At 64.6% G+C, this 26,314-nt stretch carries 26 protein-coding genes and 4 tRNA genes; 19 read left to right on the plus strand and 11 right to left on the minus strand.

Translation table 11 applies throughout. The annotated features are described in order from the left end of the window. The first annotated feature begins 14 nt into the window (after positions 1-14). From otnK to denD, 4 genes are read left to right on the plus strand one after another with little or no spacing between them, the layout of a single operon-like run. On the plus strand, positions 15-1,316 hold the full coding sequence (gene otnK / locus YQ44_RS06675) for a 3-oxo-tetronate kinase (protein ID WP_071322718.1): 1,302 nt from the start codon (positions 15-17) through the stop codon (positions 1,314-1,316). Next, complete coding sequence (gene otnC / locus YQ44_RS06680; protein WP_232251067.1) at positions 1,313-1,984, plus strand: 3-oxo-tetronate 4-phosphate decarboxylase; 672 nt, start codon at positions 1,313-1,315, stop codon at positions 1,982-1,984. The genes otnK and otnC overlap by 4 nt, the downstream gene beginning before the upstream one ends. A gap of 18 nt (positions 1,985-2,002) precedes the next feature. Next, positions 2,003-2,794, plus strand: a complete 792-nt coding sequence (otnI, locus tag YQ44_RS06685) for a 2-oxo-tetronate isomerase (protein ID WP_071322719.1) — start codon at positions 2,003-2,005, stop codon at positions 2,792-2,794. Positions 2,795-2,805: 11 nt separating this feature from the next. Then, the gene (gene denD, locus YQ44_RS06690) at positions 2,806-3,783 is read left to right on the plus strand and encodes a D-erythronate dehydrogenase (protein ID WP_071322720.1); all 978 of its coding nucleotides are present in this window, start codon (positions 2,806-2,808) and stop codon (positions 3,781-3,783) included. Here denD and YQ44_RS06695 read toward each other — a convergent pair. The 3 genes from YQ44_RS06695 to YQ44_RS06705 all read right to left on the minus strand — a co-directional run bounded on the left by YQ44_RS06695 (position 3,780) and on the right by YQ44_RS06705 (position 6,350). Continuing rightward, positions 3,780-4,880 carry a S41 family peptidase gene (locus tag YQ44_RS06695; RefSeq protein WP_071322721.1) on the minus strand — a complete coding sequence of 367 codons (1,101 nt, stop codon included), beginning with the start codon at positions 4,878-4,880 and terminating at the stop codon, positions 3,780-3,782. The genes denD and YQ44_RS06695 overlap by 4 nt on opposite strands. Positions 4,881-4,921: 41 nt before the next feature. Beyond that, the gene (locus YQ44_RS06700) at positions 4,922-5,413 is read right to left on the minus strand and encodes a MarR family transcriptional regulator (RefSeq protein WP_071322722.1); all 492 of its coding nucleotides are present in this window, start codon (positions 5,411-5,413) and stop codon (positions 4,922-4,924) included. Positions 5,414-5,507: 94 nt separating this feature from the next. Further along, positions 5,508-6,350 carry a helix-turn-helix domain-containing protein gene (locus tag YQ44_RS06705; RefSeq protein WP_232251070.1) on the minus strand — a complete coding sequence of 281 codons (843 nt, stop codon included), beginning with the start codon at positions 6,348-6,350 and terminating at the stop codon, positions 5,508-5,510. A gap of 56 nt (positions 6,351-6,406) precedes the next feature. Here YQ44_RS06705 and YQ44_RS06710 point away from each other — a divergent pair, with 56 nt between their 5' ends. After that, positions 6,407-6,901, plus strand: coding sequence for a DUF3224 domain-containing protein (locus YQ44_RS06710; protein WP_232251072.1), 495 nt, complete (start codon positions 6,407-6,409; stop codon positions 6,899-6,901). A 51-nt stretch (positions 6,902-6,952) separates the two neighbouring features. Here YQ44_RS06710 and uvrB read toward each other — a convergent pair whose 3' ends face one another. Then, a complete protein-coding gene (gene uvrB, locus YQ44_RS06715) occupies positions 6,953-9,040 on the minus strand; it encodes an excinuclease ABC subunit UvrB (RefSeq protein WP_071322724.1) in 2,088 nt (695 codons plus the stop codon). Between the two features lie 111 nt (positions 9,041-9,151). On the opposite strand from uvrB, the gene YQ44_RS06720 reads away from it, so the two are divergent. The 6 genes from YQ44_RS06720 to YQ44_RS06745 all read left to right on the plus strand — a co-directional run bounded on the left by YQ44_RS06720 (position 9,152) and on the right by YQ44_RS06745 (position 12,312). After that, a complete protein-coding gene (locus YQ44_RS06720; protein WP_198043881.1) occupies positions 9,152-10,366 on the plus strand; it encodes an amino acid aminotransferase in 1,215 nt (404 codons plus the stop codon). 131 nt (positions 10,367-10,497) lie between these two features. After that, positions 10,498-10,573 (plus strand) — tRNA-Asn (locus tag YQ44_RS06725). A gap of 134 nt (positions 10,574-10,707) precedes the next feature. Continuing rightward, positions 10,708-10,783 (plus strand) — tRNA-Asn (locus YQ44_RS06730). A gap of 122 nt (positions 10,784-10,905) precedes the next feature. After that, entirely contained in the window at positions 10,906-11,232 is a 327-nt protein-coding gene (locus tag YQ44_RS06735; protein WP_071322725.1) for a Dabb family protein, read from the plus strand. A gap of 93 nt (positions 11,233-11,325) precedes the next feature. Further along, positions 11,326-11,401 (plus strand) — tRNA-Asn (locus YQ44_RS06740). 200 nt (positions 11,402-11,601) lie between these two features. Continuing rightward, positions 11,602-12,312: an alpha/beta fold hydrolase gene (locus YQ44_RS06745; protein WP_232251089.1), complete on the plus strand. Its 711-nt coding sequence runs from the start codon at positions 11,602-11,604 to the stop codon at positions 12,310-12,312. An 80-nt stretch (positions 12,313-12,392) separates the two neighbouring features. On the opposite strand, the gene YQ44_RS06750 is transcribed toward YQ44_RS06745, so the two are convergent. The 4 genes from YQ44_RS06750 to YQ44_RS06765 form a co-directional block, all read right to left on the minus strand. Beyond that, positions 12,393-13,364: an alpha/beta fold hydrolase gene (locus YQ44_RS06750; RefSeq protein ID WP_083411680.1), complete on the minus strand. Its 972-nt coding sequence runs from the start codon at positions 13,362-13,364 to the stop codon at positions 12,393-12,395. A gap of 162 nt (positions 13,365-13,526) precedes the next feature. Beyond that, entirely contained in the window at positions 13,527-14,561 is a 1,035-nt protein-coding gene (locus YQ44_RS06755) for a hypothetical protein (protein WP_071322727.1), read from the minus strand. Next, complete coding sequence (locus YQ44_RS06760) at positions 14,558-15,301, minus strand: aspartyl/asparaginyl beta-hydroxylase domain-containing protein (RefSeq protein WP_071322728.1); 744 nt, start codon at positions 15,299-15,301, stop codon at positions 14,558-14,560. Before YQ44_RS06760 ends, YQ44_RS06755 begins: the two co-directional genes overlap by 4 nt. Next, positions 15,286-15,792, minus strand: coding sequence for a GNAT family N-acetyltransferase (locus tag YQ44_RS06765; RefSeq protein ID WP_083411681.1), 507 nt, complete (start codon positions 15,790-15,792; stop codon positions 15,286-15,288). The genes YQ44_RS06760 and YQ44_RS06765 overlap by 16 nt, the downstream gene beginning before the upstream one ends. Positions 15,793-16,133: 341 nt before the next feature. Here YQ44_RS06765 and YQ44_RS06770 point away from each other — a divergent pair, with 341 nt between their 5' ends. From YQ44_RS06770 to YQ44_RS06790, 5 genes are all read left to right on the plus strand, one after another. Next, a complete protein-coding gene (locus YQ44_RS06770) occupies positions 16,134-16,796 on the plus strand; it encodes a sugar dehydrogenase complex small subunit (RefSeq protein WP_071322729.1) in 663 nt (220 codons plus the stop codon). Continuing rightward, on the plus strand, positions 16,793-18,451 hold the full coding sequence (locus YQ44_RS06775) for a GMC family oxidoreductase (RefSeq protein ID WP_071322730.1): 1,659 nt from the start codon (positions 16,793-16,795) through the stop codon (positions 18,449-18,451). Before YQ44_RS06770 ends, YQ44_RS06775 begins: the two co-directional genes overlap by 4 nt. Then, the gene (locus tag YQ44_RS06780; RefSeq protein ID WP_232251096.1) at positions 18,448-19,944 is read left to right on the plus strand and encodes a c-type cytochrome; all 1,497 of its coding nucleotides are present in this window, start codon (positions 18,448-18,450) and stop codon (positions 19,942-19,944) included. Before YQ44_RS06775 ends, YQ44_RS06780 begins: the two co-directional genes overlap by 4 nt. Before the next feature lie 151 nt (positions 19,945-20,095). Next, positions 20,096-20,497: a GtrA family protein gene (locus YQ44_RS06785; protein WP_071322731.1), complete on the plus strand. Its 402-nt coding sequence runs from the start codon at positions 20,096-20,098 to the stop codon at positions 20,495-20,497. A gap of 84 nt (positions 20,498-20,581) precedes the next feature. After that, positions 20,582-21,880 carry an NCS2 family permease gene (locus tag YQ44_RS06790; protein WP_071322732.1) on the plus strand — a complete coding sequence of 433 codons (1,299 nt, stop codon included), beginning with the start codon at positions 20,582-20,584 and terminating at the stop codon, positions 21,878-21,880. Positions 21,881-21,966: 86 nt separating this feature from the next. On the opposite strand, the gene YQ44_RS06795 is transcribed toward YQ44_RS06790, so the two are convergent. After that, positions 21,967-22,650 carry a GntR family transcriptional regulator gene (locus YQ44_RS06795; protein WP_071322733.1) on the minus strand — a complete coding sequence of 228 codons (684 nt, stop codon included), beginning with the start codon at positions 22,648-22,650 and terminating at the stop codon, positions 21,967-21,969. 699 nt (positions 22,651-23,349) lie between these two features. Here YQ44_RS06795 and YQ44_RS06800 point away from each other — a divergent pair. Next, positions 23,350-23,425, plus strand: a tRNA-Asn gene (locus tag YQ44_RS06800). A gap of 154 nt (positions 23,426-23,579) precedes the next feature. On the opposite strand, the gene YQ44_RS06805 is transcribed toward YQ44_RS06800, so the two are convergent. Then, a complete protein-coding gene (locus YQ44_RS06805) occupies positions 23,580-23,963 on the minus strand; it encodes a hypothetical protein (protein ID WP_232251098.1) in 384 nt (127 codons plus the stop codon). A 337-nt stretch (positions 23,964-24,300) separates the two neighbouring features. Between YQ44_RS06805 and YQ44_RS06810 the strand changes: the two genes are divergently transcribed. After that, the gene (locus tag YQ44_RS06810; protein ID WP_071322734.1) at positions 24,301-25,089 is read left to right on the plus strand and encodes an alpha/beta fold hydrolase; all 789 of its coding nucleotides are present in this window, start codon (positions 24,301-24,303) and stop codon (positions 25,087-25,089) included. Further along, on the plus strand, positions 25,089-25,466 hold the full coding sequence (locus YQ44_RS06815) for a VOC family protein (RefSeq protein ID WP_071326307.1): 378 nt from the start codon (positions 25,089-25,091) through the stop codon (positions 25,464-25,466). The genes YQ44_RS06810 and YQ44_RS06815 overlap by 1 nt, the downstream gene beginning before the upstream one ends. A 43-nt stretch (positions 25,467-25,509) precedes the next feature. On the opposite strand, the gene YQ44_RS06820 is transcribed toward YQ44_RS06815, so the two are convergent. Beyond that, entirely contained in the window at positions 25,510-26,202 is a 693-nt protein-coding gene (locus YQ44_RS06820; RefSeq protein WP_083411682.1) for a hypothetical protein, read from the minus strand. Positions 26,203-26,314 lie beyond the last annotated feature (112 nt).

Genomic DNA, 26,314 nt, shown 5'->3' on the forward strand with positions numbered 1-26,314 from the left:
AGGAAGGAACTATCATGACCGTATTACTGGGATGTATCGCCGACGATTTCACGGGGGGCACCGACCTGGCCGGCATGCTGGTCAAGGCCGGCATGCGCACGGTGCAGCTGATCGGCGTGCCGCAAGGCCCGCCGCCGTCCGACGTCGATGCCGTCGTCATCGCGCTCAAGTCGCGCACGAATGCGCCCGCGGAGGCGGTGGCCGAATCGCTGGCCGCGCTGGCCTGGCTGCAGCAGGCCGGATGCCGTCAGTTCTACTTCAAGTACTGCTCCACGTTCGACTCCACGCCGCGCGGCAATATCGGCCCCGTGGCCGAGGCGCTGATGCAGGCGCTCGATACCGACTTCACGATCGCCTGCCCGGCGTTCCCGGCCAACGGGCGCACCATCTACAAGGGCAATCTGTTCGTCGGCGACGTGCCGCTGGCCGAGTCGGGCATGCGCGACCATCCGCTGACGCCGATGACGGATTCGAACCTGGTGCGCGTGCTGCAGCAGCAGGTGCAATCGAAAGTCGGCCTGGCGGATTTTTCAGTGGTGGAGAAGGGCGCCGCCGCCATCGCCCAGCGTTTCACGGAACTGCGCGGGCAGGGCTGCCATTTTGCCGTCGTCGATGCCGTGTCGAACCGCGACCTCGAAGCCATCGGCGCCGCCTGCGCGGACTTGAAACTGATCACGGGCGGTTCCGGCATCGCGCTGGGATTGCCGCAGAATTTCCGCCAGCGGGGACAGCTGGCCCCATCGCCTGCGGGCCAGGCGGGGCGCTTGCCGCCGCCCTCGGGTTTCCGCGCCGTGATCTCGGGCAGCTGCTCGGTGGCCACGCAGCAGCAGGTGGCGCACCTGCGCGAGCGCGCGCCCGCGTTCCACGTCGACCCGCTGCAACTGGCGGCCGGCGGCGAGGTGGTCGACGCCGTGGTGGAGCAGGCCCTGGAATGGGCCGGCGCGCACCTGGCGCAAGGCCCCGTCCTCGTGTATGCCACGGCCACGCCGGACGCCGTGCGCGCCGTGCAGGCGCAGCTGGGCGTGGAGCGGGCCGGCGCCCTCGTCGAGGAAGCCCTGGCCGCCATCGCGCAAGGCCTCGTGCGCCTGGGCGTGGGGCAGCTGATCGTCGCCGGCGGCGAAACCTCGGGCGCGGTGGTGAAAGCCCTGGGCGTGGCGGGCCTGCGCATCGGACCCGAAATCGACCCCGGCGTGCCCTGGACGCAAGCCTTGCCTGCGCTGGGCGAGGATGGCGCGGCGCCATTGGCGCTGGCGCTGAAGTCCGGCAATTTCGGCAGCGTGGATTTCTTCGGCAAGGCCTGGCAGGTGCTGGCATGAGTACCGCCACCCCCGCCATCCACACGACGCCCGAAGAGATGCGCCAGCGCGAGCAGATCGTCGACTTCGGCAAGTCGCTGTTCGAGCGGGGCCTGACGGCGGGCAGCAGCGGCAACCTCAGCGTGCGTCTGTCCGACGGCTGGCTGCTGACGCCGACGAATGCCAGCCTGGGCCGGCTCGATCCCGCGCAATTGTCCAAGCTCGATTGGGATGGCAAGCTGCTCAGCGGCGCGCCGCCTTCCAAGGAAGCATTCCTGCACCGCGCCATGTACGAGGAGCGCGGCAGCGCCGGCGCCATCGTGCATTTGCACTCGACGCATTCGGCGGCCGTGTCCTGCATGTGCGGCTTGAACCATGACGACTGCATCCCGCCGTTGACGCCGTATTTCGTCATGAAGGTGGGGCGCTTGCCGCTCGTGCCTTATCACCGTCCGGGCGACCCGGCGCTGGCGGGCGCCATCGGCGCCATGGCGCGCAAGCATTCGGCCGTGCTGCTGGCCAACCACGGCCCCGTCGTCTCGGGCACGAACCTGGAAGCGGCCGTGTATGCGGCCGAGGAGCTGGAAGAGACGGCCAAGCTGTTCCTGCTGCTGCGCGACGTGCCCACGCGGCCGCTCGACGCGGCGCAGATCGCCGACCTGAAGCACACATTCAAACTCGACATATAAGAAATCCAGGAGATACGCATGCCCCGCTTTGCCGCCAATCTGACCATGATGTTCAACGAAGTGCCTTTCCCGCAGCGCTTTGCCGCCGCCGCACAAGCCGGTTTCCAGGGCGTCGAATTTCTGTTTCCCTACGATTACGCGCCGCAGGAAGTGGCCGGCTGGCTGCGCGCGCACGGCTTGCAGAATGTGCTGTTCAACCTTCCGCCGGGCGACTGGGCTGCCGGCGAGCGGGGCATCGCCTCGCTGCCGGGCCGCGAAGCAGAATTCCGCGCCGGCGTGGCGCGCGCCATCGACTATGCGCTGGCGCTGGGCACGCCGCGCGTGCACATGATGGCGGGCCTGCTGCCGGTCGGCGCCGACGTCGCGCTGCACCGCGCCACCTACCTGGCGAACCTCGCGTATGCGGCCAAGGCCGTGGGCGAGCATGGCATCGAACTGTTGATCGAGCCGATCAACGGGCGCGACATGCCCGGCTATTTCCTCGTCACGCAGGCGCAGGGCCACGCGCTGCGCCTGGAGTCGGGCCAGTCCAACGTCAAGGTGCAGATGGACTTTTACCATACGCAGATCGTCGAGGGCGATATCGCCATGACATTCAAGAACAATGCCGGCGGCATCGGCCACGTGCAGATCGCCAGCGTCCCGGCGCGCAACGAACCGGACGATGGCGAAGTCAATTACCCGTATTTATTCAGGCTGCTGGATGACCTCGGCTATGAGGGCTGGATCGGCTGCGAATACCGTCCGCGCGGGCGCACCGAGGATGGCCTGGGCTGGCTCGCGCCCTACTTGAATCATTCGAACAAATAAGGAGATATCACATGAAAGTACTGATCACCGGCGGCGCCGGTTTCCTCGGCCAGCGCCTGGCGCGCCAGTTGCTGGCGCAGGGCCAGCTGACGGACAGCCAGGGGCGGTTGCAAACGATCCGCGAACTGGTGCTGGTCGACGTGGTGGCCGCGCATGACTTCAACGATGCGCGCGTGAGCGTCGTCACGGGCGATATCGCCGACGGCGCCCTGATGCGCGCCACCGTCGATGCGCAGACGGCGTCCATCTTCCACCTGGCCGCCATCGTCAGCGGCCAGGCGGAAGCCGATTTCGAGCTGGGCATGCGCATCAACCTCGATGCCTCGCGCCTGCTGCTCGATATCTGCCGCGAACTGGGACACAAGCCGAAAGTCGTGTTTACCAGCTCCGTCGCCGTGTATGGCGGCCAGCTGCCGGACGTGGTGCAGGATACGACGGCCTTGAATCCCCAGTCGTCGTATGGCGCGCAAAAGGCCATCGGCGAATTGCTGCTCAACGATTACAGCCGCCGCGGCTTTGTCGACGGCCGCGTGCTGCGCCTGCCCACCATCAGCGTGCGTCCCGGCAAACCGAACAAGGCGGCGTCCTCGTTCGCCAGCGGCATCATCCGCGAACCGTTGAATGGCGAAGCGGCCGTCTGCCCGGTGGCCACCGACTTGCGCCTGTGGCTGTTGTCGCCGCGCGGCGCCATCGCCTCCTTGATCGCCGGCCACGAACTGGCAGGCGAGGCGTTCGGCGCCAGCCGCACGGTGAACCTGCCTGGCCTGTCCGTGAGCGTGGGCGAGATGATCGCCGCACTCGAGGACGTGGCCGGCAGCGAAGTGACGGCCCGCATCAGCTACGCGCCCGACCCTGCCGTCGAGCGCATCGTCAAGAGCTGGCCCGGCGCCTGGGATACCCGCCGCGCCGAAGCGCTGGGCCTGACGGCCGATGCGGATTTCGCGGCCATCATCCGCGCGTATATCGACGACGTCAAGGCGGCGGGCTAGGACTCCTTGCCGATGGCGTCCAGGCGCTCCTTCAGGCGCTGCGTCTGCTGCTCGCTGTTTGCCGTCTTGAGCAATTCGTTCAGCAGCGCCGTTTGCGCCACGCGCAAGGCATCCTTGGCCGCCGCCGTCACATCGGGCGCCACGCCCACGCCTTCCCAGTTGGTGTTGGTGATGGAGCTGATGGAGCGGCCGGTCGGTATGAAGGCGCCGAAATGGGCGTCCAGCCGCACGACGCGGCCCGGATGGGCGCCGCCGCCCGTGGTCTCGCCGACGATGGTGGCGCGCTTCAGGTTTTTCATCGCGTAGCTGAAGTCTTCCGCCGCCGAAAACGTCCGCTTGCTGGTCAGGATGTACAGCGGTTTTTGCTGTCCAAACTGCTTGCCGGCGACGAAGGTGGTGCTCCAGTTTTGCTGGGTGAGGTCGCCGATGCGGTAGTAATTGTCGTTCAGGCGGGTGCGCTCGTCGAGCACATAGCTGGCCAGCAGCGCCACCGTTTCCGGCGAGCCGCCGCCGTTGTCGCGCAGGTCGATGATCAGGCCATCCAGGTTGGACATCATCGTCATCGCCGCCGCCAGCGTCTCGCCAGCGTATTGGGGCGGCGCGAACTCATTGAGTTTCAGGTAACCGACATTGCAGGGCAGGCGTTCGACGCGCTCGACGCCGTAATTGCGTCCGCGCATGGCGGCCGTTTGTTCCGCCATCACTTGCGGCGACGGCGTGCCGCCGGCGGGCAGCACGGGGATGTCCTTTTCGCTGTAGCGGACACGCAGATGCAGGTCGCCCGTCTGCTGCCGTATCTGCGTGGTCAATGCCTCCGCCAATTGGCTTGCGCTGGCGATGGCGGCATAGCCGGCGCTGCGCTGGTAGTGGCGCAAGGCTTGCTCGACCTGCTTTGCCTTTTCCGGGAATACATAGCCGAGGTTCAGTTCCGCAATCAGCCGGTCGACGACTTGCTGACGCTGCTCCTTGCCGATCCGGATGTCGGCTTGCGGGGGCTGTCCCTGGCCAAGGGCCGGCATCGCCTGCAGCATGGCTGCCGCCAAGGGGATTGCCAGGATGGCGCCGCGCAGACTGCGGATGATCGTTGTACCGTGCATGGTGACTCCTGTGAAGGTGAGTGCAGCAAAGTGGGGCGCGACTATCTGGTCTCGCGGCTTTCGACGCCGTCCTCGGCGCGCACGGCAGCATCGCGGATGCGCGCGCCGAACGGTTTGCTTTCCAGCGCCGCGACCGCCTGTTGCAGCACCTGCGACAAGGGATACGGCAAGTCGGCGTCGAGGCTGGCGGCGGCGCCTGCCGTGGCTTGCCAGCAGCGCTGGATCGCCGGCAGCATGGCGCGCCCCTGTTCCGTCAGCTGTATCAGTTTCTGTCGCCCATCCTGATCGCTGGCCGTCGCTGAAACGAGGCCCTCCTTGATCATCAGCGCCACCGTTTGCGTGGCGGCCGGCTGCGTGATGCCGGCAGCGGCGGCGATGGCGCCGATGCTGGCCGCGTCCTGCGCCATCAGCACGCGCATCACGGGCGTGTAGCGGGGACGGTAGCGCAGGCCCGCCTCGTCATAGGCGGCGCCGACGGCGCCGTCCAGCAATTCGATCAGGTGGCGTAATTGGGTGCCGAGAGAGGATTTCATGTGGTAACAATATCAGCGCTTATATAAGTAGTAAAGTAATTTTTCAAGGTGCGTCCCGGCTGTTTTTGGGACATGGCTTGCGCCCGATGGGCCGCTAGGCGGACTGGGGCTGCTGCGAGCGGCGATAGTCGAGCGGCGTGCTGCCCACCAGCTGTGCAAATTTGCGGCTGAAATGGGCCTGGTCGAAGAAGCCCAGTGCCTGGGCCACGCTGGCCAGGTCGGGCGCGTCGGGCTGCGCCAGGCGCCAGATTGCCTCCTGCAGGCGATAGCGCTGGATCACCCATTTCGGCGGCACGCCCACGTAGTTGGCAAACAGGCGCTGCAGCTGCCGTTCGCCGATGGCCATGTTCGCGCAGAGCTGTGCGACGCTGGCCGGGCCATGGCGGGCTGCCGCTGCGGCGCTCAGGCGGCCGGCCAGCAGGGCGGCGTCATCGACCGGCGGCAGCCTTGCCAGCAGCAGCGCCTGTGCCTGCGCCACCATGGCCGTATCGTCGGCCTGCCGCAGCACCTGCGCTTCGGCTTCTTCCGCCGCCATGCCCAGCAGCGCATCGGCGGCGATGGTCGTGTCGGTGAACGACGACAAAGGCCGGGCGATGAAGGGGCGCAGGCCGCCCGGCGTGAAGCGCACGCCCAATACCTTGCCCGCACCGCTCAACGGCCGCTCGAAGGCGCCGCGCACCACGCCATGGATGGCCGTACGGCCCGCCTCGAACACCAGGTGGGCATTCGGGTAGGGCAGCACGCGCTGCGTTTCCGGCGCGCGGTCCCGCATGTCCCATTCCACGAGCCAGAAATAATCGACGAAGGGCGCCAGCGCGGCGGCCGGCGGATAGGTCGCCAGGCGTATGCGGCGCGCCGCCGCCTGCGGGTCGACGATGCCTTTCGGCGCCAGCCCCTGTCCTGCGAGCAGATTGCGCATGCTGTCGGCTTTATCCAATATTTGTCTCCTGCGCGGCGCTAAGCTGGTCTTCTCGCAATCATCGAAAGAGGATCATGAAATCGTACAGCTGGTCGGGCCTGATGCTGGCCGCATGTTGTCTATCGGTGGCGCCAGCCGGCGCCGCCTCGTCTACAGGGGGAGATCATCGCATGCACGCGCACGCAACGGGAAGTTTCAGCATCACCATGGCGCCCGCCGTGGCGCCGCAGCGCTCTGGGCGCACGACGCTGGGAAGGGTATTGCTCGACAAAGTGTATGCGGGCGACCTGGTCGCCACGGCCACGGGCGAGATGCTCAGCGCCGTGACCGACACCAAAGGCGCGGCCGGCTATGTCGCGATGGAAGCCATCGCGGGCGTGCTGCAGGGCAGGGAGGGCAGCTTCGTGGCGCAGCATGCGGGCACCATGGCCGACGGCAAGCAGCAGCTGGCCATCGTGATCGTGCCGCATTCCGGCACGGGCCAATTGACAGGCATCAGCGGCACGCTGGCCATCCGTATCGAGAACGGCCAGCATTTCTACGACATCGACTATACGCTGCCGGAGTAGGCGCCAGGCAGGGTGCCGGACGGCGCCCTGCCCGCAATGGCGTGGGCGCGCTTATTTGCCCAGGATCGACGCCACGTTGTCGGTGCCGGGGGCGCCGAACAGCTGCTGCTTGAGGACGTGCAGCTGGTCGCGCACCTGCGCCGCCTTTTCGAACTCGAGGTTCTTGGCGTGGTCGACCATCAGTTTTTCCAGGCGCTTGATTTCCTTGCTGACCTGCTTCTCGCTCATGGCTTCGAACTTCGCCGCTTCCTGCGCCACCTGCAGGGTTTCGCGCGCTTCCTGCGGGCTGTAGACGCCGTCGATCATTTCGCGGATCGATTTCTTCACGCCGATCGGCACGATGTTGTTGGCCGTATTGAAGGCGATCTGCTTGGCGCGGCGGCGCTCCGTCTCGTCGATGGCGCGGCGCATGGAGTCCGTGATGCGGTCGCCGTACAGGATCGCCGTGCCGTTCAGGTTGCGCGCGGCGCGGCCGATGGTCTGGATCAGGCTGCGTTCGGAACGCAAGAAGCCTTCCTTGTCCGCGTCGAGGATGGCCACCAGCGACACTTCCGGCAAGTCCAGGCCCTCGCGCAGCAGGTTGATCCCCACCAGCACGTCGAACGTGCCCAGGCGCAGGTCGCGCAGGATTTCCACGCGCTCCACCGTCTCGATATCGCTGTGCAGATAGCGCACCTTGATGCCGTGGTCGCCCAGGTATTCCGTCAATTGCTCCGACATGCGCTTGGTGAGCGTGGTCACCAGCACGCGCTCGTCCTTCTTGATGCGCTCGACGATTTCCGACATCAGGTCGTCCACCTGCGTGCTGGCGGGGCGCACGATGATTTGCGGGTCGACCAGGCCGGTGGGGCGCACCACCTGCTCGACCACCTGGTCGGAATGGTTCTTTTCGTATTCGGCTGGCGTGGCCGAGACGAATACCGTCTGGCGCATCTTCTGTTCGAATTCCTCGAATTTCAAGGGCCGGTTGTCGAGCGCCGACGGCAGGCGGAAGCCGTAGTCGACCAGGTTGGTCTTGCGCGAGCGGTCGCCGTTGTACATGGCGCTCAGCTGGCCCGTCAGCACGTGCGATTCGTCGAGGAACATCAGGGCGTCGGGCGGCAGGTAGTCGACCAGGGTGGGCGGCGGTTCGCCCGGCAGCGCGCCGGACAGGTGGCGCGAGTAGTTCTCGATGCCCTTGGTGAAACCGATTTCCGCCATCATTTCCAGGTCGAAGCGCGTGCGCTGTTCCAGCCGCTGCTCCTCGATCAGTTTGTTCTCCTTGCGGAAGAATTCCAGGCGTTCGCGCAGCTCGTCCTTGATGGTCTCGACGGCGCGCAGCACGGTGGAGCGGGGCGTCACATAGTGCGAGCCCGGGTACACGGTGAAGCGCGGGATTTTCTGCCGCACGCGGCCCGTCAGCGGGTCGAACAGCTGGATCGATTCGATCTCGTCGTCGAACATTTCCAGGCGCACGGCCAGCTCCGCATGCTCGGCGGGGAAGATGTCGATGGTGTCGCCGCGCACGCGGAAGGTGCCGCGGCCGAAATCGACCTCGTTGCGCGTGTACTGCATCTGGATCAGGCGCGCGATGACGTCGCGCTGGGCGACCTTGTCCTTCACGCGCAGGGTCAGGATCATCTGGTGGTATTCGTTCGGGTTACCGATACCGTAGATGGCCGAGACGGTGGCGACGATGATGACGTCGCGCCGTTCCATCAGCGACTTCGTGCACGACAGACGCATCTGCTCGATATGCTCGTTGATCGACGAGTCCTTCTCGATGAACAGGTCGCGCTGCGGCACGTAGGCTTCCGGCTGGTAGTAATCGTAGTAGCTGACGAAGTATTCGACGGCGTTCTGCGGGAAAAAGTCGCGGAACTCGCTGTACAGCTGCGCCGCCAGGGTCTTGTTCGGCGCGAAGACGATGGCCGGCCGGCCCATGCGCGCGATGACGTTGGCCATGGTGTAGGTCTTGCCCGAACCGGTCACGCCCAGCAGGGTCTGGAAGGCCAGGCCATCGGCGATGCCCTCGGAAAGCTGGGCGATCGCCGCCGGCTGGTCACCGGCCGGAGGGAAGGGCTGGTGCAGCTTGAAGGGGGAGTCCGGGAAAGAGATAATTGCGCTTTCCGCCTCGCTGGCGGTAGATAATTCGGGCATGTGAATCAGACCTTTGTTAGAATAGTGCTCTGCTGGCGGCCCTGGCGTTGTATTCGGGGCGCTGTCTACAACTCCGCTGTGAACCTGCTTCCAATCGAATCCAATCTTATCATGACGAACCCAACTGTTTCTGCCAGTCTGTTTAGCGCCATCGAGATGGCCCCACGCGACCCGATCCTGGGCATCACCGAAGCATTTAACGCGGACCAGAATCCCGCCAAAATCAATCTGGGCGTTGGCGTCTATTATGACGACAACGGCAAGGTGCCTCTGTTAGCTTGCGTACGCAAGGCGGAAGCCATCCTGATCGAACAGGCAGCGCCACGCACCTATTTGCCGATCGAAGGCCTGGCCGCCTACGACAAGGCCGTGCAAGAGCTGGTATTTGGTGCCGACAGCGCCGTAATTCAAGAGCGCCGCGCCGTCACCGTGCAAGCCATCGGCGGCACGGGCGCACTGAAGATCGGTGCCGACTTCCTGCAGCGCTTCGCGCCGGGTGCCCAGGTCTACATCAGCGACCCGAGCTGGGAAAACCACCGCGCGCTGTTCGAGAACGCCGGTTTCGTCGTGAATAACTACGCGTACTACGATGCCGTCACGCACGGCGTGAACTTCGACGGCATGCTGGCCAGCCTGAACGCCATGCCAGCCGGCTCGATCGTCGTGCTGCACGCCTGCTGCCACAACCCGACCGGCGCCGACCTTAGCGTTGCCCAGTGGGACCAGATCATCGCCATCGTGACGTCGCGCGGCCTGGTGCCGTTCCTCGACATGGCCTATCAAGGCTTCGCCAACGGCATCGCCGAAGACGGCGCCGTGGTGCGCCGCTTTGCCGATGCCGGCGGCCCGCTGCTGGTGTCGAACTCGTTCTCGAAGTCGTTCTCGCTGTACGGCGAGCGCGTGGGCGCCCTCAGCGTCGTCGCCTCGAGCGCCGACGAAGCGGCACGCCTGCTGTCGCAACTGAAGCGCGTCGTGCGCACCAACTACTCGAACCCGCCTACGCACGGCGGCAAGGTGGTCGCCACCGTGCTGGCCACGCCGGAACTGCGCCAGCTGTGGGAAGAGGAACTGGCCGGCATGCGCGTGCGCATCCGCGAAATGCGCAATGCCTTCGTGGAAAAGCTGAAGGCCAAGGCGCCAGGCCACGATTTCGAATTCGTGCGCCAGCAAATCGGCATGTTCTCGTACTCGGGCCTGAGCAAGGAACAAGTGGCGTCGCTGCGCGAGCAATCGATCTACGCCGTCGACACGGGCCGTATCTGCGTGGCAGCATTGAATTCGCGCAATATCGACATCGTCATTGACGCGATCGCCAAAGTGCTTTAAGATCTTGCTTCTTCGGCGCTGCATGCAAGTGCGGCGCTGATGGCGGTAGAAAGTCGGCAGTAATCGTATTCAGCAAGGTGCAGTCTCGGTCTTGCAAATATGGAACAGGCGACATATAATATTGCCTCTTTTCCCTGATAGCTCAGTTGGTAGAGCGACGGACTGTTAATCCGCAGGTCCCTGGTTCGAGTCCAGGTCGGGGAGCCAGAATTCGGAAGGCCACGTTGAAAAACGTGGCCTTTTTTGTTTTCCGCTACAGGAGCGGGCATGACGGCAAGATAAGAATTTCCCTATGGGAATCTAGACAGCTGCATGGTTGCCCTATATAATACGGCCTCTTTTCCCTGATAGCTCAGTTGGTAGAGCGACGGACTGTTAATCCGCAGGTCCCTGGTTCGAGTCCAGGTCGGGGAGCCAGAATTCGGAAGGCCATGTTGAAAAACATGGCCTTTTTTGTTTTGCGCCCCGGCGGCAGGGCCTTCCGGTGCGTTTGCGCGTTTTGCGCTATCCTGAGTGCATCACTTCAGGAGCGCCATCCCATGACTTGTACCTCTGCCTTGCGCCATATCGTCCTGTGCGACTTCCTCGATGCCATCACGCCTGCCAAGCATGCTGAGCTCATCTATGAGTTTTCGCAGCTGAAACACCGCATACCTGGCGTGCGGCAATTCGAATGGGGGGCGAATGTCAGCCCGGAAGGCCTCGACGATGGCTATACCGATTGTTTCACGCTGACTTTTGAAGGGCCGGCCGCGCGCGACGCCTACCTGACGCATCCCGCGCACCTGGCCTTCGTCGAGCTGCTCAAGCCATGGCTGGGGCGGGTGCTGGTGGTTGACTATATCGCGCAGGAAAATCCCGGCTGAACGGCGTCCATGGCCCTGGGCGAGAAAAAATGGACATTTTCGCAGGGGAAATCTAGACATGCGGGAGTTTGCCCTATAGAATGCGGCCTCTTTTCCCTGATAGCTCAGTTGGTAGAGCGACGGACTGTTAATCCGCAGGTCCCTGGTTCGAGTCCAGGTCGGGGAGCCAGAACATGCAGCAGCAGAAAGCCCAGCCTTGAACGGTTGGGCTTTTTGCATTTCAGGGCCCGTTTGCGGGCGCATGGCGGGCCTTGCGCGCCGACTCTTGATCCATCGCACAGTGCGCCAGGCATCCGCTACTAAGCTTGAGGAATCGGGGCGCCGGCACGTCTGTCATCGCCTGCATTGCAACTTCCTGGGGAGGCTGACATGGATGACATGGCAAGTGCCGGATCGGCAACGATCGTGCTCGTGCATGGTGGCTTTGTCGATGGATCGGGCTGGGAAGGCGTCTACGGGGCACTGCGTGCAGCGGGTTGTCGCGTGTCCATCGTGCAGAATCCAACGATCTCGCTGGCAGACGATGTTGCCGCCACCAGGCGGGTCATTGCCGCGGCGCCCGGCGCCGTGATCCTCGTTGGCCATTCCTATGGCGGCGCCGTCGTCACGGAAGCGGGCAACGATGCCAAGGTCAAGGCATTGGTCTACATCGCGGCGTTCGTGCCGGATCAGGGCGAGTCCGTCGACGCGCTGCTTCAACATGCCCCGCCCGGCGCGCCGCTGCCGCCCATCCTGCCGCCACGCGACGGTTTCCTCTTGCTCGACCAGAAAAAGTTTGCGGCAGCGTTCGCGGCCGATGTGCCCAGGGACAAGGCCAGCTTCATGGCGGCATCACAAGTGCCCTGGGGGATGGCCGCATTGACCGGGGTGGTGGCGGTACCGGCGTGGAGGAGCAAACCGAGCTGGTACCTGGTCGCCACCGAGGACAGGATGATTGCACCGGCGATGCAGCGCGATATGGCCCGACGCGCGGGTTCAGCCGTGGTCGACGTCCCAGCCAGCCACGCCGTCTACATTTCCCAAGCGGATGCGGTGGCGTCACTGATCAGGAAGGCCGTTGCGGGCATTGCCGAGGAGTAAGTCGGAAGTGCCAGCGCCAGGCACCGGCTCCGGAAAATGGCCTCAGGGCCAGCACCGGGGCCGGTTGCTGACCCGGGTGCTTATCCGGAATTGGCCGCCGTATCCAAGGTCTTGATGATGGCTTCCTGAAACTTTACAGGCTCATCCTGGTGAATTTGATGGCCGGAATGGTCAAAGAAAAATAGCCCCTTCTTGGGCGCCTTCAAGGTCTCGAAATAAGCTTGCGTGATCCTGGTCGAGGTCTGGATATCGTTTTTGCCGACGAAGAAATACACGGGGCAGTCAACGCTCTTCAAGGTCTTGGGCAGGTCAATGTTCATGACCTCGTTCCACACGGGGGACCAGGTTTTCGACCATTGCAGAAAGCCCGTCTTGAAACCCGCGCTGGTCGCGAATGCCTTGCCATCCTTGTAAAAAAGCCATTTCCTTAAATAAAACATGCCTTCGTCATTTTCAAAGGGAATGTTGACGCTGTTCAATTCCTGGCTGGCGAGGGCATTGTCCTTGAAATGCTCTTTCAAGGCTTTCAGCAATTCTTTCTCGCTTTCCAGCTGGCTGACGACAGGATTCGAGGCGAAATAGGCATGCAGTAGTTCCGGGTGATGCTTGACGATATAAAAGCCCAGGACGTTGCCCCAGGAGCTGCCCAGCAAGTATATTTTTTCCTGCTTTAATTGCTTCCTCAGGAACTGTATGACTTGATACGTATCCTGTTCCATCTGCCCGACGGACGGTTGTGTTGGCGAGGGATTCAGTTGCAATGTTTTGCCGGCGTCGCGCTGGTCCCATTGGACGATGGTAAATCTGCTTTTCAGGAGCTTGCTAAAGGTATCCGCGCCCTTGATCATGGAGCTTCCCGGGCCGCCCGATAAAAACAGGAGTACGGGTTTGCTGGCGTCATCCGTCTTGATTTCCACAAGCTGTTTTATTCCGCCAATGTCGGGTGTCAGGGTGGTGGTGACTTCAGCGGAGGCGGGTTTCGCGTCTGCTGTCGTTTGCGCCTTGCATCCATAAAATGGGATGAGGGCTGCAAGGAAAACTACCAATGTCATTTTTTTTATCATGGTTGAAAGATCAGTTTCAGGTTGGTCACGTCGGCGCATTCCACGCCGCATTTGAGTAATTGCCTATCGCACGCCAGACCCATCAGCCTGGCATGGTCTCCATCGGGTGCTTCGAAAAATCTCCTTCTCAGAAAATGACATGCATAAAAATCAGGGGCTTGCGTCGTGACGTTGCGCAAGTCGGAGGCGCAGCGCTTCCAGTGCCCGATAGCCGGGCTGCAGCCGGGCCGCGATGTCCGCCAGGCTGTCGTCGGCCGGCGCGTGCGGATCGCCATGGTAGGCCGTGCCATATTTGGCATGCACGCCGCCGCGCTCGCGCATCGCCTGCAGCTGCGCCGCCGTGGGGGCGATGCCGAAACGCGACAGCAAGTCGCTGAACACGATGCCAGGCAATTGACTGTAGTTAATTAAATGCAGCTGGCCGGCGGCCGCGTGCGGCTGGGCGGCGGTAAACAGGCCGGACAGCACCAGGCCCGCATAGCCATCGAGGTCGCCCGGTGCCAGCTGGTGGGCGGGCAGCGGCAGCTGTGCCGGATGCAGCATGCCAGGCACCATCTGCGGTCCCCGCTGGCGCTGGTGCGAGGCCAGCACCGCTTGCGGCTCGCGGTACAGGAACAGGCAGGGCGTGGCGGGAAACGCTTGCCGCAACAGGGCCAGGCTGTGGATATGCCAGCAATCGAACTTGATGAAACAGTGCGTTTCGTCGCCATTGCGGCGCTGGCCCAGCGCCAGCATGGCCTGGCGCAGCAGGGTGATGGTGTCCGTGGCGTCCGCGCCATCGTGATGCCGGCGCAGCAGCGAGTCGACGATGGGCGGCTCCGACATCACTATGCACTGTGGCAACGCTGCCAGCAGCTGGGTCAGCAGGGTCGAGCCGCAGCGCGAGACGTGGAAGATGAAGGCGTCGGGCGCCAGGCAATCGTCGAGGCTGGCCAGCGCCGCCAGGGGCGTGCGGCACACGCGGCGCTCTGCGGTCGGCTGGCGCGCCAGGGTGTTGACAAAGAAAGCATCGCTGAAGCGCTGCCGGCCCAGGTCGCGCCAGCAGACGGATGCGTCGCCGCTCTGCGCGTCGCGCTCCACGGACAGGGGATACCAGCCACGCAAGTCCATGCCTGCATGCCATGCCACCGCCGCACCCCTGGCCAGCAGGCGCTCCTGGCCGGCTAGGCCGTACTGGACGCTCATGCCGCCATGCCGGCCAGTGCCGCCAGTTCGCCGGCCAGCGCCAGGGTGACGGGCGTAGCGGCCTCGCGCAGGCGGGCGATGACATCGCGCACATTGCCATCGTTGATGTTGGGATCGCCATATTTGGCGGCCGCCTTCGGCACGAAGCCCGCTTCGGCGAACAGGGCCGTCAGCCAGGCGTTGGTGATGCAGTCGATGACCAGATGGATGCGCGGCGTCGCACTGCCGTTGTGTACGGCGTGCAGGCAGCTGGCATCCATGTACCAGGCGTGGCCTGCCGTGAAGTGCACGCTCTCGCCATCAATGCTGAACAGCACTTGCGGCGAGGTGTGGATGGGGATGTGGATGCGCGTGAGGCCGTCCTGCAGCGCCGTTTTGGTGTCGCGGTGGGCGTGGATGGCGGCGCCAGGCGCCAGCGCCATCAAGCGCGCGGCGCTGATGTCGCAGGCAAAGCTGCCCAGCACGTCCTGCAGATAGGGGCAGCGCGCCAGCTGCGGCGTGGCGGCGTACGCGACGCCATCGATGGGCATGATGTGGTGCGCCTCGCCGCCTGCCGAGTGCAGCGGCACGCAGCTCCAGCCCTTGTCGTAGGCGTCCGTATTGAAATGGCTGATCCATTCAGCCGCGGCGAACTGGTCGCTGTCGCCTTGCAGGCGCGCCACGTCGAAGGACAGGGGCAGGCGCAGCCAGGTGCTGGGCGCGCCCGGTGTGTTCGCGGCCGCCATTATTGCGCGCTCCATGCCAGCTGTTCCTGTACCTCGTTTTCGCCGCGCAGGTGAAATCCCAGCTGCTGGTACAGCTTGCGCGCGGCGCCGTTGCTTTTGTTGACGGCAAGGTGGATGTGCAGCCGGTGCTGCGCGGCTTGCGCCTGCAGGCCGCGCAGCACGGCGCTGCCGGCACCGTGGCCGCGCGCCGCGGGCACGATGGCGATATCGATCAGGTGCAGCACGTCGCCCTGTTGCTCGATGATCAGGCGGCCGATGGGCGTGTCGCCATGTTCCAGCACCAGGTAGACGGCTTGCGGATACGTCTGGCGATAACCGTGGCTTTGCATGGTGCGTTGCATGGCGATCAGTTGCTCGATCAGGGCGGGGGCGGCCGGCATCTGGCGCAGGTCGTCGCGCGTGGAACCGTATAGCGCGGCGGCAAAGTCATCGTCATCGTCGCGCTGGGCGCGCAATCGATACGGGGCGGGCAAGCTGGCGAGGGCGGAAAACGGCAGGGTGTGCATCGATGCTCCGGTATGTTCTTGCAAGTGCTACACATTAACAGGCGTATATCTTTGCTATGCTGCCAAGTTTTAAGCGGACTTGCAATCATTTCAAGGACGCAGCCTGCATTCCGTCCGTATCCCTGCCATGCTGCGGCGCCGTGCATGAGGTCGATGCGGCGTCTGCGCCAAGCGCCGTGATTGTTGCGCGAAGCATCGAGGCTAGCTCCCGGTAGTAATACTACATTGGCAAACAATTTACTTATGTAGGATAATGACGAAACGAATTGCATTTGCTCAAATGTGATTTAACGCAACCATCCAAGTCAACAAAACAACAAGTCTTGCGGGAGTCTCGTCTCATGAACCATCCAGGCAGCGAACCATCTGCAGCATCCCCCTCCATTTCCAGAATCAGCCGTCGCCACGCCCTGATCGGCCTGGCCGCCTTATTGGCGCAGGCCGGTTTCTGGAGCAATCCATTGTTCGCCGCCATGCCGGCGCCGGCCAGCGCGCCTGCCGCCGGCCTGGCGCCGGGCAGCATGCTGTTCTACACGCTGTCGCAGACGATCACCGGGCACCGCGATTTGTCCGTCGGCACGGCGGCGCGCATCGAGCAAGCCATGCGCACGAATGTGCCCGGCTTTGCCGACCACTTGCCGCGCCTGGGCGCGCTGCTCGTCACGGGCCAGGAAGCGAAAACCCTGCTGGCCGCCGCCACCGCCACCGCCGCCGACGAGCGCTTGCGCGAGCTGGCACTGGCCATCGTCGCCGCCTGGTACACGGGCACCGTGGCCGGCAACGCGGCGCAGGGCACGCAGTCCATCGTCGTCGCGTATGCGGAAGCACTGATGTACCGCACGGTGGCCGATGGGCAAGTGGTGCCCACGTATTGCAATTACGGCCCCCTGTGGTGGCTGAAGGCGCCGCCGGCCGTGCGCGTTGCCGCCCCCGTGGCGCCGAAACCCGTGCCCGCCCCGGCCACCACCGGCACTCCCGAACCGAAAGGCAAGCAAGCAAAATGAAATCTCCCCAATTCAAGAGTAATGGCGACGTCGTCGCCGATGTCGTCATCGTCGGTAGCGGCGTGGTCGGCGCCATGATGGCCGACCAGCTGGCCGCGCAAGGCCATTCCGTGATCATGCTGGAAGCAGGCCTGCGCATCGAGCGGGGGCAAGCCGTGGAAAACTGGCGCAACATGCCGTTCGAGAACCGCGTCGGTTCCGACTTCCAGGGCCTGTATCCGCAGGCGGACAACGCGCCCGCGCCCCTGTATTTTCCGAAGAATAACTACGTGGAATTGTCCGGCCCCAGCGGCAGCAGTTTCCAGCAGGGCTATCTGCGCACGGTGGGCGGCACCACCTGGCACTGGGCCGCGTCGTGCTGGCGCCACCTGCCGTCGGACATGCGCATGAAAAGCGATTACGGGGTAGGGCGCGACTGGGCCATTTCCTATGACGAGCTGGAACCGTACTATTGCCGCGCCGAGCAGGAAATGGGCGTGGCCGGTCCCAACGATCCTGCCCTGCAGTCGCCCAGCGAACGCAGCGCGCCGTACCCGATGGACATGGTGCCCTGGGGCTATGGCGACAAGCGCTTCGCCGAAGTGGTCAACCCGCACGGCTACCGTTCCGTGCCGATTCCGCAAGGGCGCTCGACGCGTCCGTGGCAGGGCCGTCCCACTTGCTGCGGCAATAATAATTGCCAGCCGATCTGCCCCATCGGCGCCATGTACAACGGCATCCACCACGTGGAACGGGCCGAGCTGAAAGGCGCGGGCGTGCTGGCCGAGGCCGTCGTCTACCGCATCGACACGGACCAGAACAACCGCGTGACGGCCGTGCACTGGTATGACGCCAAGAAACAGTCGCACATGGCGACGGGCAAGGCCTTCGTCATCGCCTGCAACGGCATCGAGACGCCGCGTTTGCTGCTGCTGGCGGCCAACCAGAATAATCCGAACGGCATCGCCAACAGTTCCGACCAGGTGGGCCGCAACATGATGGACCATTCCGGTTTCCACTGTACCTTCCTCGCCAATGAGCCGATCTGGACGGGCCGCGGTCCGGCGCAGAGCAGCTGCCTGGTGGGGCCGCGCGACGGCGCCTTCCGCGCGCAGTATTCGGCCAACAAGATGATCCTGAACAATATCACCAGGGTCGGGCCTGCTACCCAGCAGTCGCTGAAACTGGGCCTGGTGGGCAAGGACCTCGATGACGAGATCCGCCGCCGCGCCGCGTTCGGCGTGGACTTGTCGATCAGCCTGGAACCCTTGCCCGAAGCGCATAATCGCTTGACCTTGAGCAAGACGCGCAAGGACCCGCTGGGCCTGGCCTGTCCCGACATTTATTACGACGTGGGCGACTATGTGCGCAATGGCGCCAAGGCCGCGCACGCGCAGCTCGAGCACATCGGCAAGCTGTTCGGTGCCGTCGAGTTCAACATCACCAGCAGCCTGAACGCGAATAACCACATCATGGGTGGCGTGATCATGGGTTCGAACCGCGCCGATTCCGTCGTCGACGGCAATTGCCGCGCGCACGACCACGCCAACCTGTGGCTGCCCGGCGGCGGCGCCATGCCGTCGGCCAGCGTTGTCAACACGACCCTCAGCATGGCCGCGCTCGGCTTGCGCGCGGCCGACGACATCGCCCGTACGCTGGCAAGGGAGGCCGCATGATGCGCCGCCTGCCTCTGCACCTCTCCTTTGTCCTCGGCCTGGCGTTGCTGGCCGGCGGCGCCATCGCTGCCGTGCCCGCATCCGTGCCGGCCTCGGCGCCGCCCGTCACCCTGACGCCGGACCGTCCGGCCGCGCCTGCTGCAGTCGCTGCCGCCGGCCCCGATGCGCGCCTGGAGCGCGGGCGCTACCTGGCCATCGCCGCCGACTGCATGGCGTGCCATACGGCCGCCGGCGGCAAGCCGTATGCAGGCGGCTACGCCATCGACTCGCCGCTGGGCACGATTTACGCGACGAATATCACGCCGTCGAAAAAAGGCGGCATCGGCCACTACAGCGAGGCCGAGTTTGCGCGCGCGCTGCGCGAAGGCGTGCGGGCCGACGGCAGCCACCTGTATCCGGCCATGCCCTACACCAGCTACGCGCAGCTGACGGATGCGGACGTGGGCGACCTGTATTACTACTTCATGCAGGCCGTCCAGCCGGTCGACGAGCCGGCGCGCCAGACGGCCCTGCCATTCCCGTTCAATGTGCGCCTGTCCATGCTGGGCTGGAATACCTTGTTCCTCGACAATAAGCGCTTCGTGCCCGATCCGGGCAAGAGCGCGCAGATCAACCGCGGCGCCTACCTGGCCGAAGGGCTGGCGCACTGCAGCGCCTGCCACACGCCGCGCAATATGCTGATGGCCGAAGTGGGCAGCCAGAGCCTGGCCGGCGCTGCGCTCGGTTCCTGGCATGCGCCCAACATCACGTCGGACAAGGTCAGCGGCATCGGCGCCTGGACGGATGCGGAACTCACGGCTTACCTGAAGACGGGTCACGTGGAAGGCAAGGGCCAGGCGGCGGGCGGCATGGCCGAAGCCATCCAGAACAGCCTGCAATTCCTGCGCGACGACGACGTGGCCGCCATCGTCGCGTGGCTGCGCACGGTGCCGCCCGTGCGCGCGCCGGGGCAGGCCAGGGCCGCCTTCAGCTACGGCAGCGCGGCCAGCGAGGAAGCCGTGCTGCGCGGCACGGCCAGTTCCACCGAGCACCATTCGCTGAACAGCGGCGCCGTGCTGTTTTCCGGCTATTGCGCCAGCTGCCATTCGGCCAGCGGCGCCGGCAGCACGGGCCAGGCCTATCCGGCCCTGTTCCACAATACGGCCACGGGCGGCGCCACGCCGGCGAATCTGGTGTCGGCCATCCTGTTCGGCGTCGAGCGCAAGATCGAGGGTGAAGAGCACGAAGCGTTCATGCCCCGTTTCGACCGGCGTTCGTACGTGCAGCCGTTGACGGACGAGCAGATCGCGTCGATCGCCAACTACGTGCTGAAGCAGTACGGCAACCCGGACGTGACGGTGACGCCCGCCTACGTGGCGCAGGCGCGCAGCGGCGGCGACAAGCCCGTGCTGGCGCGCATGCAGCCGTTCATGCTGCCGGGCGGCGTGGTGGGCATCTTGCTGCTGATCGCGCTGTTCGTGTGGCTGCGCCGGCGCCGCCAGCGCAATGCTTGAGCGCCGGAGCGGGGGAGAAACGGCGCGGAATATGAGCGTTGGGCGCAACTTGCAGTAAAATGCAGGCTGAAAAATGGTTACGAGCAATCGTAGCCATTTTTTATTCTGGCCCGATCCTGGCGATTGTTTTCGCCTCATTTTAAAATTGACAATGTCCCATTCCCTGCATCACCAATTTTTACGTTTCGCCGCCGTCGGCGCTTCCGGCACGGCCGTGCAATACAGCGTGCTGTGGGGCGGCGTGGAATGGGCTGGCATCAGCGCCGCCGCCGCTTCCGGCATCGGCTACATCCTCGGTTCCGTCGTCAACTACATCCTCAATTACTTTTTTACTTTTAAAAGTGACAAGGGGCACGGCGAAGCGGCCAGCAAGTATTTCACCTTGCTGGGCATCGGCTGGTGCATCAATACGGGGCTGATGTGGCTGCTGGTGCACCAGCTGGGCTGGTATTACTGGCTGGCGCAGGTGCTGGCGACGGGCATCGGACTGGTCTGGAATTTTGCGGGCAGCCGCTGGTGGGCGTTCAAGCCGGCCGGCGCGGCGGGAAAGTAGGCGTACATTCAGCAAGAGTGGCAATAAAAAGAGGCGCACCGGCCACCAGCCGGCGCCCGGTTTTACCAAAACAAGGGGTTAATCATGCAGTTCCTGGAACGCTATTTCAAATTGAAGGACAACGGGACCAATGTGCGCACGGAGCTGCTGGCCGGCCTGACCACATTCCTGACGATGGCCTACATCATCTTCGTCAACCCGTCCATCCTCGGCGACGCCGGCATGCCGAAAGACTCCGTCTTCGTCGCCACCTGCCTGGCGGCCGCCATCGGCACCCTGATCATGGGCCTGTACGCGAATTACCCGATCGCGCTGGCGCCGGGCATGGGCTTGAACGCGTATTTTTCGTACACCGTGGTCAAGGGCATGGGCATGAGCTGGGAAGTGGCGCTGGGCGCCGTCTTCATTTCCGGTTGCCTGTTCATCCTGGTCAGCCTGTTCAAGGTGCGCGAGATGATCATCAACAGCATCCCGCCCGCGCTGCGCACGGCGATTACCGTCGGTATCGGCCTGTTCCTGGCGATCATTTCGCTGAAAAGCGCCGGCGTGGTGGTGTCGAATCCGGCCACCATCATCGCCCTGGGCGACTTGCACCAGGCGGCGCCCATCCTGGCCATCCTCGGTTTCTTCATCATCGTCGCGCTGGACCGCCTGAAAGTGCCGGGCGCCATCCTGATCGGCATTCTTGCCATCACCGTCGCCAGCTTCTTCTTCGGCGGCAACCAGTTCAACGGCATCGTCTCGACGCCGCCCGCCATCGAGCCGACCCTGTTCAAGCTCGACATCATGGGCGCGCTGTCGATCGGCATCGTCAACGTGGTGCTGGTGTTTTTCCTGGTAGAACTGTTTGACGCGACAGGCACCCTGATGGGCGTAGCCAACCGTGCCGGCTTGTTGAAAGACGGCAAGATGGAGCGCATGAACAAGGCCTTGCTGGCCGACAGCACGGCGATCGCTGCCGGCGCCTGCCTGGGCACGTCGAGCACCACGGCCTTCGTGGAAAGCGCGGCCGGTGTGCAGGCGGGCGGCCGCACGGGCTTGACGGCCGTGGCCGTTGCGCTGCTGTTCCTGGGCAGCCTGTTCTTCGCCCCGCTGGCGCACACGGTGCCGCCGTACGCGACGGCGCCCGCGCTGCTGTACGTGGCTTGTTTGATGCTGCGCGAACTGACCTTCATCGACTGGGATGACAGCACGGAAAGCATTCCGGCCGCCATCACGGCGCTGATGATGCCATTTACCTATTCCGTGGCCAGCGGCGTGGCCTTTGGCTTCATCACCTACGCCGTATTGAAACTGTTGACGGGCAAGGGCAAACAAGTGTCGGTGGTGGCTTACATCATCGCGGCCATCTTCCTGTTCAAGTTCATTTATCTGGGCGAATAGCCGGTTCGCCGGCGCGTGCATGGCCCCGGCATAAAAAAGGCCGCCAGTGCAGCAGCACCGGCGGCCTTTGCCGTTGGCGCGGGCATTCACATCAGCAGGGCCGCCACCAGGTCTTTCCTGTCACCGCCGGCGCTGCCGTCGAAGCGCAATGCCGCCTCCACATGCGTCAGGTGCTCCAGCATCAGGCGCGTCGCCAGGTCCGCGTCGCCGCTGCGCGCCGCCTCGAGAAAGCGGCCATGTTCGTCGCACGAGCAGGCCGCGTCGTGGCTGGACTGGTACAGCATGGTGATGAGGGAGCTGCGCCCCACCAGTTCGCGCACGATATCGCGCAGGACGGCATTGCCGGCGATGTCGGCCAGCAGCACGTGGAAGTCGCCCAGCAGTTGCGAACGCAGCGGCGTGGCCTGGGCCAGCGCCAGGCGCTCCGCCTTCAGGTGCCGCTCCAGCATCCTGTAGTCGGCAGGCTTGGCCCGCGCGACGAAGGCGCGCGCCACGCCCGCCTCGACGATGCGCCGCGCGGCGAAAATGTCGCGCGCCTCCGCCTCGCTGGGCTGGCTGACGAAGGCGCCCTTGTCGGGCACCATGCGTATCAGTTTGTCTTTCGACAGGATCAGCAGGGCGGCGCGGATCTTCGTGCGGCTGACGCCATACAGCCGGCACAGCGCCTCTTCGCGCAGCCGGGTGCCGGGCGGCAGCTGGCGCGCCACGATGGCCGCCGCGATATGCCCGGCGATCTCGGGCGAGCTGTCGCCGCTGCCGGGCTTGTCCATTGCGGGTGCGCTTGATTCGTCGGTCATGTCAGGTGAGAACAGTCGGCCAGGGACAAGGATGAACCTTGCAAGCGCATGCCAGCGCGGCAGCGTGGATCAGGCCCCAGCCGCCGGCATGCCGTTCAGCGCCTTCCGTGCTGCGAAGGCCAGGCTATTCTACTATCTTGCGTCGCGGTGCGCAGACGACCCCGGCAGTGGCCCGGCCGTGTTGCGCACGCTTGCTCCGATGCTTGCTCCGTATGGCGTAAGCGTGCCGCGCCAGCACACCGTGCAGGCGCAGCTTGAGGGCGGGTGCGGATATGCCGGCCACCGTTTTTCCGCCGTTTTTCAACTCCTTTTCGGCTGCTTTTCAGCTGTTTTCCCGCAGCTGCCTCGCCGCCGTCACTTTTCCGCAGCCCTTATCCAGCCGTTGATCCTGGCGCCCCTGACGCTTTACCTCACCGTCATTTTGCCGATCCGCCGCCTTCCAGCCGCATTCTGGCCTTTGCCCGCTGCGGGGGTATTTGCTTGCCTGGGGCTGGGTCTTCGCCGCCAGAGTCCGATGGCTGCTCGCTGCCGGACGCGCTGCCGCCATGCCCGGCGTGCGGCGGGCGTGGCGGAACCTGCCGTGCTCTGGGCGCCGCTGGCGCCATGTTTTTTGCCAGCATGCCGATTGCAACTAGACATGGGAAATTTTGACGTATATAATTCGGCCTCCTTTCCCTGATAGCTCAGTTGGTAGAGCGACGGACTGTTAATCCGCAGGTCCCTGGTTCGAGTCCAGGTCGGGGAGCCAGAACAAGCAGTAGCAAAGGGCCACGTGGCAACACGTGGCCCTTTTGTCATGTGCGCACGGTTTCCCGTTCACGCAGTCCATCCCTTCAATGCATGACGACTACGCGATGCCTGTCTGCCTGCCGGCGGCCGGGACTCGCTGCATGCTTCCCGGATCAGGGATCGACAAACACGTCGAAACGGATCTTGAGCGGGCTGCCCCACGAGATATCCACCCAGGCACGGAAGCCGCCGTTATACGGGGCGATGTTGTACACGGCCATGCGGGCTGCACCGATAAAACGGTCTTGCGCATTCGCTGCATACTCGCTGATATTGAGGAAGACGCGCGAATTGGCCTTCACGTTGGCATTGGCGAAGTTGACCGAAGGATGCACGCCATTGGCGGTCCACGTGTAGTAGGTGGTGAAGGCGGCGGGGCTCAGGTTGAGATCCTGTGCTGCCGCGCCTTTTGCACTCTTGCCTTCCTGCTCCGTCGGCGCATCGGTTTCTTCCAGTGCCAGGTTGCTGCCGGTGCGGTGTTCTACTTTCATTTCCATGATGTACTCCTGATCGATAGTTTGGACGCCGCGCCTGTCGTTGCGCGGCCGGACGCCGTATCTGCTGCCGTGACGGCCAGTGTCACGTCCTGGCTGATAAGGTAGCCGCCTGCTCCATGCTGTTGGAGTTATCCATTTTAGGCGTGCGCACAGAGACTAAGGGCTGCTGGCGACGAGAAAAACAGCGTGAACTTGTGCTGGCGCAAAGACCTTGCAGGCAGTTCCCGATGTCTTTTCTTGCAGGCTATTTTTATGCGGGCCGCAGGCGTGCCGGACAGGACGATGGCACAATAGTCCAGCTTGTCCTGTCATGCGTAAACCGTTGCGAGCCTAGCCTATGCCGATACTGAACCTGAACACCGAAGACGATGTCTACTATGAGCTGATCGATGGCGACCCTGCCAAGCCCTGCCTGGTCTTCCTGCACGAGGGACTCGGTTGCTGCGCGATGTGGAAGGATTTTCCGGCGCAGCTGTGCCAGGCCACGGGCTGCCGCGGCTTGCTGTATGACCGCCTCGGCTACGGACAGTCGTCGCCGCTGACCTTGCGCCGCCAGATCCATTATTTGCACGACTATGCGCTGCGCGAGTTGCCGCAGGTGCTGGCCGCCCTGATTCCGGGACAGGATCATTTCCTCATCGGCCACTCCGATGGCGGCAGCATCGCCCTGATCTATGCGGCGCAGCAGCCGCCACGCTTGCGCGGCATCATCACCGAGGCGGCGCACGTGTTCGTCGAAGGCATGACGCTCGACGGTATCCGCACGGCCGACGCGGCGTTCGGCGCCGGCAAGCTGCGCGCGCTGGCGAAATACCACGGGGACAAGACGGAGACCATCTTCAAGGCCTGGTCCGAGACTTGGCTCAGCTATGGTTTCCAGTTCTGGAACATCGAATACCTGCTGCCGTCCGTCGAGTGCCCGGCGCTGGTGGTACAGGGCAGTGAAGACCAGTATGGCAGCGCGGCCCAGGTCGACGCCATCGTGGCGCAGGCGCTGAACGCCATGCCGGCCATGGTCGAGCAGTGCGGCCACACGCCGCACCAGGAGCAGCCGCAAGCGCTGCTGGCGCTGATGGAAGGCTTTTTGCGTGGCCGCCTGGAGGCGTCCCATCACCCGAGGACATGATGATTTCCCACCTGGACCACCTGGTACTGACGACCCGCGACAAGGCGGCGTGCATCGATTTCTATACGCGCGTGCTGGGCATGCGGCTGGAAACCTTTGGCGCCGGGCGCCACGCGTTCAAGTTCGGCGCGCAGAAAATCAACCTGCACGAAGCGGGCAGGGAATTCCTGCCCAAGGCGGAACTGCCGACGCCCGGCGCGCTGGACCTGTGCTTCATCGCCGCCGTGCCGCTCGATGCCTTCATCGCCCACCTGGCCAGCCTGGGCGTGGCCATCGAGGAGGGCCCGGTGGCCCGCACGGGCGCCAACTGGCCCATCCGTTCCGTCTACCTGCGCGACCCCGACGGCAACCTGATCGAAGTGTCCGAACGCGCCTGAGAGCGCCTGTGCGACGGCTGGCGCGGCGACAGCGCCATCGCCGTCAATGGCAGGCGGGATCGCTGTCCCAGCGCCCCGAGCAGATGCGCGAGCGGCACAGCATGCCCTCGATCATGCCCAGCTGCTTGCAGCGCTGCAGCAAGCCTGCCGTTCCCCCGTCCTCGCCACGCAGCACCACGTCGCGCGCCGCCGTTGGCGTGCCTGCCTGCCGGTGCGCATGGGCCACCATGGCCGTCAGCAAGGCGACATCGCTGTCGCCCGGTGCGGTTGCCGCAGGCCGGGACGCTGGCTGGCGCGTGGCGGCCGGCGCCTTGCGCGGCGCGCTCGCGGCAGGGGACGCCGCCACGGCCAGCGGCGGTATCGTCGGCAGCGTCAGCATCGCTTCATTGACGATGGTGGCGGCCTGCGGCGCGGCCGCTTGCTGCACCGCAGGCGGGGGCAGGGAAGGCGCGCCGGCGACCGCCGTCGCCACGGCCGGCGCGGACACCGGGCGTACGGGCGGACTGACGGGCTCATGCGCGAGCGCGGCCAGGAGGAGGAGCGTCGCGCCGGCGCCGGCACCGGCCCAGTAGCGCCAGCCGGGATGCCAGCGCGCAGCGGGCACGGTCGTGGCGGCACCCCCATGTTCGAGCCGGGACAGGATGCGGTTGTCTCCGGCTTGCGTGGCGGGCGTACCGCCCTCGGCCAGCAGCCTGGGTCCGCGCGCCGTGCCGTCCCCGGTTTTCAGTAAAGACAAAATATCACCTCCGAATTGGATCGAACTTGATGTAAACCGCGCTCATGCGGGCCGCGGGCGCATACGATCTAGCGATACCGCCGGGCAATGCTGTCCGGTCCCTCGCCGATGC

Source organism: Janthinobacterium sp. 1_2014MBL_MicDiv, assembly GCF_001865675.1.
Classification (GTDB): Bacteria; Pseudomonadota; Gammaproteobacteria; order Burkholderiales; family Burkholderiaceae_D; genus Janthinobacterium.